Genomic DNA, 6,541 nt, shown 5'->3' on the forward strand with positions numbered 1-6,541 from the left:
ATCGTGGCCGTCTCGGTCGTCGCGCTGCCCAACTACGTGCGCCTCGTGCGGGCCTCGGCAATGGGCGAGCTCAACAAGGAATACGTCACGGCGGCGCGGGTGGCAGGAGTCGGCACGCTGCGCCTGATGTTCGTGACGGTGCTGCCCAACTGCACCGCACCGCTGATCGTGCACGCGACCATGAGCTTCTCGGCCGCCATCCTCGAAATCGCGGCACTGGGCTTCCTGGGCCTGGGTGTGCAGCCGCCGCTGCCCGAGTGGGGCACCATGCTCGCCTCGGCGCGCGACTACATCGAGAGCGCCTGGTGGGTGGTGACGCTGCCCGGCCTGACGATCCTGCTGTCGGTGCTGGCCATCAACCTGGTGGGCGACGGCCTGCGCGATGCGCTGGACCCCAAACTGAAAACCGCCAGCTGACGCACCGAGGACAACACGACATGAGTCTTCTAGACATTCAGAACCTGCGCGTCGAATTCGGCGCCAAGGGACGGGCCTTCCGCGCCGTGGACGGGCTGGATCTGCTGCTCGACCAGGGCCAGGTGATCGGCATCGTGGGCGAATCCGGCTCGGGCAAATCGGTGTCCATGATGGCGCTGATGGGCCTGCTGGCCGGCCAGGGCCACATCGTGGCCGACCGTCTGCACTTTGATGGCCAGGACCTGCAGACCATCTCGGCGCGGCAGCGCCGCAAGATCCTGGGCAAGGACATGGCCATGATCTTCCAGGACCCCATGACCTCGCTGAACCCGTGTTTCACCGTGGGCTTCCAGATCGAGGAAGTGCTGCGCGAGCACATGGGCCTGCGCGGCGCGGCGGCGCGCGCGCGCGCCATCGAGCTGCTGCAGATGGTGGAGATCCCGGGCGCCGCGAGCCGGCTGGAGAGCTACCCGCACCAGTTTTCAGGTGGCATGGCGCAGCGCGTGATGATCGCGATCGCCATTGCCTGCAACCCCAAGCTGCTGATCGCCGACGAACCCACGACCGCGCTGGACGTGACCATCCAGGCGCAGATCATGGAACTGCTGGTGCAGCTGCAGCAGGCGCACAACATGGCCCTGGTGCTCATCACGCACGACCTGGCGGTGGTGGCCGAAGTGGCCCAGCGCGTGGCCGTGATGTACGCCGGCCAGGTGGTGGAGCAGGGTCCGGTGGACGCGCTGTTCAACGCCCCCACCCACCCCTACACCCACGCCCTGTTGCAGAGCGTGCCCGAGCACAGCCGCGGCGCGCGCCGCCTGCACACGCTGCCGGGCATCGTGCCCGGCCAGCACGACCGGCCCGCCGGCTGCCTGCTGGCGCCGCGCTGCCCGCGCGCGCAGGCCCGTTGCCAGACCGAGCGACCTCCGCTGGTGGCCGCTCAAGGCATGCTGACCCGTTGCTTCTACCCCATGACCGAAGAGAAGGTGGCCGCATGACGAACACCGTGATGCAGGCCGAGGGCCTGACGCGCCACTACCGCGTCAGCCAGGGCCTGATGAAACCCGCGCTCACCGTGCGCGCCCTGCAGGATGTGTCCTTCAACCTCGAAGCGGGCAAGACGCTCGCGGTGGTGGGCGAATCGGGCTGCGGCAAGAGCACGCTGGCGCGCCAGCTCACCCTGATCGAGCCGCCCACCGAAGGCCGCTTGCGCGTGGGCGAGGAGTGGGTGGCGCCGGGCGACCGCGCGCAGTACAAGCGCCTGCGCAGCCAGGTGCAGATGGTGTTCCAAAACCCCTACGCCTCGCTCAACCCGCGCCAGAAGATTGGCCAGCAGATCGCCGAGCCTTTGCTGCTCAACACCACGCTCAGCGCCAGCGAGCGCAAAGCCAAGGTGCTGGCCAGCCTGGAGCGGGTGGGCCTGCGGCCCGAGCACTACGACCGCTACGCCCACATGTTCTCGGGCGGCCAGCGCCAGCGCATCGCCATCGCCCGCGCCATGGTGCTGCAGCCCAAGATCCTGGTGGCCGACGAGCCCACCTCGGCGCTGGACGTGTCGATCCAGGCGCAGGTGCTCAACCTGTTCATGGACCTGCAGGAACAGCTGCAGACCGCCTACGTGTTCGTCTCGCACAACCTGGCGGTGGTCGAGCACATCGCCAACCACGTGATGGTCATGTACCTCGGCCGCGTGGTGGAGTCCGGCCCCAAGGCCACGATCTTTGCCAACGCGCTGCACCCCTACACGCAGGCGCTGCTGTCGGCCACGCCCTCCATCGACCCGGCGCAGCGGCAGAAAAAGATCAAGATCCACGGCGAGCTGCCCAGCCCGCTGAACCCGCCCAGCGGCTGTGCCTTCCACAAGCGCTGTCCCAAGGCCGACGCGCGCTGCGAAACCGAACTGCCGGTGTTGCGTGCGCTGGAAGGGCGGCAGGTCGCCTGCCACCACGTCTGAATTCGGAACACCCCCCTGCGCCGCTGTGCGGCTTCCCTCCTCTCTGGCGCCTTCGGCTGGGAGGGGGAACGACACCCTTGGGCCGGCGGAGCCGGACCCTCGGTGTCCCGGGTTGGAGGCGTTTCCTCGCGCGCTGCGGCTCGGTGGTCTGCCGACTCAGGCGGAAAACTGCAGCGCCGCCAGCCGCGCGTACACGCCGCCCTGCGCCACCAGCTGCTCGTGCGTGCCTTGCTCCACCAGCCGGCCGTGGTCCAGCACCACGATGAGGTCGGCTTTCTGAACGGTCGCCAGCCGGTGGGCGATGACCAGGGTGGTGCGGTCTTTCATGGCGGATTCCAGCGCCGCCTGCACCATGCGTTCGCTCTGCGCGTCCAGCGCGCTGGTGGCTTCGTCCAGCAACAGCAGCGGCGGGTTCTTGAGCATGGCGCGCGCGATGGCGATGCGCTGGCGCTGCCCGCCCGAGAGGCGCACGCCCCGTTCGCCCAGGTAGGTGTGGTAACCCTCGGGCAACTGCACGATGAACTCGTCGGCAAAAGCGGCCCGCGCGGCGGCGCGCACCTCGTCGTCGCTGGCGTCGGGCTTGCCGTAGCGGATGTTGTCCATCGCGCTGCTGGAGAAGATCACCGGGTCCTGCGGCACGGTGCCGATGCGCGCGCGCAGGGCCTGCAGATCCATCCGCTGGATGGGCACGCCGTCGAGCACGATCTGGCCCGCCGCCGGGTCGTACCAGCGCAGCAGCAGGCCGAACACCGTGCTCTTGCCCGCGCCGCTGGGTCCGACCAGGGCCACGGTCTGCCCCGGTTGCACGGTCAGCGCAAAGTCCTGCAGGGCCGGCTGCGCGGGGCGCGACGGGTAGTGGAAGCGCACCCCCTCAAACGCCAGCGCACTGCCACCGGCGGGCCAGGGCGCCTGCACGGGCAGCGCCGGGGACTGCACGGGCGATTGCAGGTGCAGCAGTTCCATCAGCCGCTCGCTGGCGCCGGCGGCGCGCAGCAGGTCGCCGTACACCTCGCCCAGCACGGCCACCGCACCGGCCAGGATGATGATGTAGACGACGGTCTGCCCCAGGTGGCCGGCGCTGATCTCGCCCGCCAGCACGGCCTGCGTGCCCTGGTAGAGGCCCCACAGCAGCAGGGCCGCGGTGCTGATGATGATGAAGGCCACCAGGCCGGCGCGGGCCCGGCTGCGTTTGACGGCGATGCCGAAGGCCTGCTCGGTCGAGTCGGCAAAACGCCGGGCTTCGCGGTTTTCGGCGGTGTAGCTCTGCACGATGGGGATGGCGTTGAGCACCTCGGCCGCGATGGCGCTGGTGTCGGCCACCCGGTCCTGGCTGGCGCGCGAGAGCTTGCGCACCCGCCGGCCAAACCACATGCTGGGCAGCACCACCAGCACGATGATGAGCAGCACCTGCAGCATCACATAGGGGTTGGTCCACACCAGCATGAGCAGGGCGCCGATGCCCATCACCGCGTTGCGCAGGCCCATGGACAGCGACGAGCCCACCACGGTCTGCACCAGGGTGGTGTCGGTCGTCAGGCGCGATAGCACTTCGCCGGTCTGGGTGGTTTCAAAGAACTGCGGGCTCTGGCGCAGCACGTGGCTGTAAACGGCGTCGCGCAGGTCGGCCGTGATGCGCTCGCCCAGCCAGCTGACCAGGTAGAAGCGTGCGGCCGAAAACGCGCCCAGCGCGACCGCCACGCCGAACAGCAGCAGAAAGTGGCCGCGCAGTGCGAGGGTCTGTGCGCTGCGATCGGCTGGCACCAGGCCGCTGTCGATCAGGTCGCGCAGCGCCACCGGGAACAGCAGCGTCGCACCCGCGGCGAGCACCAGGGACACGATGGCCAATGCGATCTGCAGGCGGTAGGGACGCAGAAACGGCGTCAGACCCCTGAGCGAGCCGGGGCTCGTGGCAGGGGGGCGTTGGGTGGCGGTGCGGGCGGTCATGGCCGCGAGTGTGCCGGTTTCAGGGCGGCCGCGCCGCCCGGGGGCGTGTTCAGGTGGTGGTCGCGCCGGCCACGAGGCGTCCGTGGGCTTGCTGGAGCTGTCCGATCAGCTCATCCACTTCGGCCATGAACTGTTCGCGTGTGGCCTGCGGGCTGCGCGTGACCAGGGCGGCCGAGCGCTCGGCCAGCGCGTTTTCGCCCGCCTGGCGCGCCCAGCGGCGCACTTCGCAGTAGGCCAGCAGGGCCAGCCGGCTCATGTCCTGGTGCCGTCGGGCGTGTTGCAGGTCGCCCAGCAGGTCTTCCAGGCTGAGCTGAAGGGGCGCGGGTTGGGTGTTCATGTTGCACCGCAGCATAGCGCAACCGTTTGCGCCGTGCACGTGCATTTTTAGAGACCCCTGCCGGTTCGGCGACAGACGGTCGTGCACCCCTTCAGGCCACGCGGGCGAGCTCCTTGGGCGCCACCCAGCCTTCGAACAGGTGCAGCAGGTGGCGCAGGCGCTCGTCGGCCACGGCCTGGCAGTGCTGCAGTGCGATCAGGCGGTACGCGTCGCTGCGCAGCATCCACAGGTCGCGGTGGTGGCGGGCCGCGCCGAGTTTGAGCTTGAGTTGCTCGGCTTTGAGGCCCTGACAGTCCTCGATGGCCGCCAGCAGGGCGCTGCGGACCGTGTGCAGGTCGGACAGGTGCCGGGCAGGGCGTGCGCGGCGCAGGGATCGCAGCAGTCGGGAAAGGCAGGGCGGCATGGTGCGGAGTTTCTGGGCAACGGGTCGCGTTGCGTGGGGTGGGGGCAGGGCCTTCCCGGGGTGTCGGGCAGGGCCAGCGGGCAACTGTGCATTGTGGTGCGCACGTGGGCCACTGGGCAGGGAGCGCACCCCAGACCAGGGGTGACATGCGTCACGCCGTTGTGGCCTGCCGGTGCGCGGCGTGCGCACAGCCACACACCGCTTGCGCCACGTGTACCGCGCGCCGGCTCACAGCACCAGGCGCTGGGCGTAGCCGGTCATCTCCAGGTAACCCCGGCCCACGCGCCGGCCCTGTTCATCGAGCAGGTCGCTCAACCCCTCCCAGTACACGGTGCCGGTGCTCTGGCGGCTGTCCAGTTCCTGCGCGTCGATCACCGCACGCACGGTGTGCCGGCCGGCCGGGGTGCGCACGCTCCACTCCACCGGATAGCGGGCCCGTGTGCTCGGGCTGGTCCAGAAGCGGCGCGCCTCGAACACCACGTCGTCGGAGCCAAAGTGCACCGCATCGGTGCGCTGGGCGTCGCGGGCCTGGCGTACCGACCCCCCGGCCCACAGCGCGCTGCCGTCGGCCCGCCGCAGCCGGAAGGCGGTCAGGCTGCTGCCGTCGTCCAGGTTCATGCCGATCCAGTCCCAGCCCACCGCGTCGGGGTGCAGCAGGGCCTGGCTCCATTCGTGGTCCAGCCAGGCGCTGCCGTTCACCGTGAAGGTCTGTCCGCCCAGGCGCAACCGGCCCTGCACCGCCAGTTGCGGGTGGCTGACGTAAAAGCTCGACTGCGCCGGCTGCGGCCCCTTGCGCGAAAAACCGGCCTCGCCCTGCAGCAGGATGGCCTGGTCGGCGCGGGCGCGCAGCTCGATGGCCAGCCCCTCGCCGCGTACCTGGGTGGTGTAGCCGCCATCGGGCTGGCGCTGCAGGAACCAGTCGCGCAACACCACGTGCAGGTCCAGCTCGCTGGCCCACACACCGCCCTCGCGCTGCGCCGGCGGCTCGCCGTTCCAGCGGGCGATGCGCTGGTCGTGGTGCAACTGGCCGCCCTGCACGTCGGTGATGGCGGCGTGCGCGAACAGCAGCTGCTTCGCGGCCAGCCGGCCGGGCAGGGCTTGCGCCGCGTCCACCCGGCTGCGGAAGAACGTGACCTGAAAGCCGAACGGCCGGCCCGTCGCGTCCTGCGCATGGCCGGTGAGGTACCACCACTCGGTGCGCGTGGCGTTGTGTGTGCCGTGGTCGCGCGGGAAGCGCAGCGGGCGCGGTTGCAGCACGGGGTCGGCATCCAGCTCGGCCGCAGCCTGCGCCGCCCAGGGCAGGGCCAGGCCGGCGGCCAGCCACTGGCGGCGGGTGAAACCGGGAACGTGCATCACCAGTCCTCCTTGACGGCCTGTACCGCGTCGCGCCCCGCGGCGGCGCGCCCGGCCAGCCAGGCCGTCACCGTACCGGCGGCCACCACCGCGGCGCACAGCGCCAGCAGGCGTGGCCAGGGCAGGGCCATGT

At 70.4% G+C, this 6,541-nt stretch carries 7 protein-coding genes; 3 read left to right on the forward strand and 4 right to left on the reverse strand.

Annotated features, from left to right (window positions below; genetic code table 11):
- From ACR2JA_RS10020 to ACR2JA_RS10030, 3 genes are all read left to right on the forward strand, one after another.
- The coding region (locus ACR2JA_RS10020; RefSeq protein WP_434008941.1) for an ABC transporter permease subunit at positions 1 to 417 on the forward strand (417 nt) is incomplete at its 5' end.
- A gap of 20 nt (positions 418 to 437) precedes the next feature.
- Positions 438 to 1,415, forward strand: a complete 978-nt coding sequence (locus tag ACR2JA_RS10025; RefSeq protein ID WP_434008942.1) for an ABC transporter ATP-binding protein — start codon at positions 438 to 440, stop codon at positions 1,413 to 1,415.
- Positions 1,412 to 2,371, forward strand: coding sequence for a dipeptide ABC transporter ATP-binding protein (locus ACR2JA_RS10030; protein WP_434008943.1), 960 nt, complete (start codon positions 1,412 to 1,414; stop codon positions 2,369 to 2,371). The genes ACR2JA_RS10025 and ACR2JA_RS10030 overlap by 4 nt, the downstream gene beginning before the upstream one ends.
- Positions 2,372 to 2,527: 156 nt before the next feature.
- Here the strand turns inward: ACR2JA_RS10030 and ACR2JA_RS10035 are convergent, their stop codons facing one another.
- The 4 genes from ACR2JA_RS10035 to ACR2JA_RS10050 form a co-directional block, all read right to left on the reverse strand.
- Positions 2,528 to 4,315, reverse strand: coding sequence for an ABC transporter transmembrane domain-containing protein (locus ACR2JA_RS10035; protein ID WP_434008944.1), 1,788 nt, complete (start codon positions 4,313 to 4,315; stop codon positions 2,528 to 2,530).
- Between the two features lie 49 nt (positions 4,316 to 4,364).
- The gene (locus ACR2JA_RS10040; RefSeq protein WP_434008945.1) at positions 4,365 to 4,652 is read right to left on the reverse strand and encodes a hypothetical protein; all 288 of its coding nucleotides are present in this window, start codon (positions 4,650 to 4,652) and stop codon (positions 4,365 to 4,367) included.
- Positions 4,653 to 4,743: 91 nt separating this feature from the next.
- Positions 4,744 to 5,055 carry a hypothetical protein gene (locus ACR2JA_RS10045; protein WP_434008946.1) on the reverse strand — a complete coding sequence of 104 codons (312 nt, stop codon included), beginning with the start codon at positions 5,053 to 5,055 and terminating at the stop codon, positions 4,744 to 4,746.
- Positions 5,056 to 5,283: 228 nt separating this feature from the next.
- Positions 5,284 to 6,408, reverse strand: a complete 1,125-nt coding sequence (locus ACR2JA_RS10050; RefSeq protein WP_434008947.1) for a lipocalin-like domain-containing protein — start codon at positions 6,406 to 6,408, stop codon at positions 5,284 to 5,286.
- Positions 6,409 to 6,541 lie beyond the last annotated feature (133 nt).

The organism is Hydrogenophaga sp. (genome assembly GCF_051007235.1).
GTDB lineage: Bacteria > Pseudomonadota > Gammaproteobacteria > Burkholderiales > Burkholderiaceae_C > Hydrogenophaga.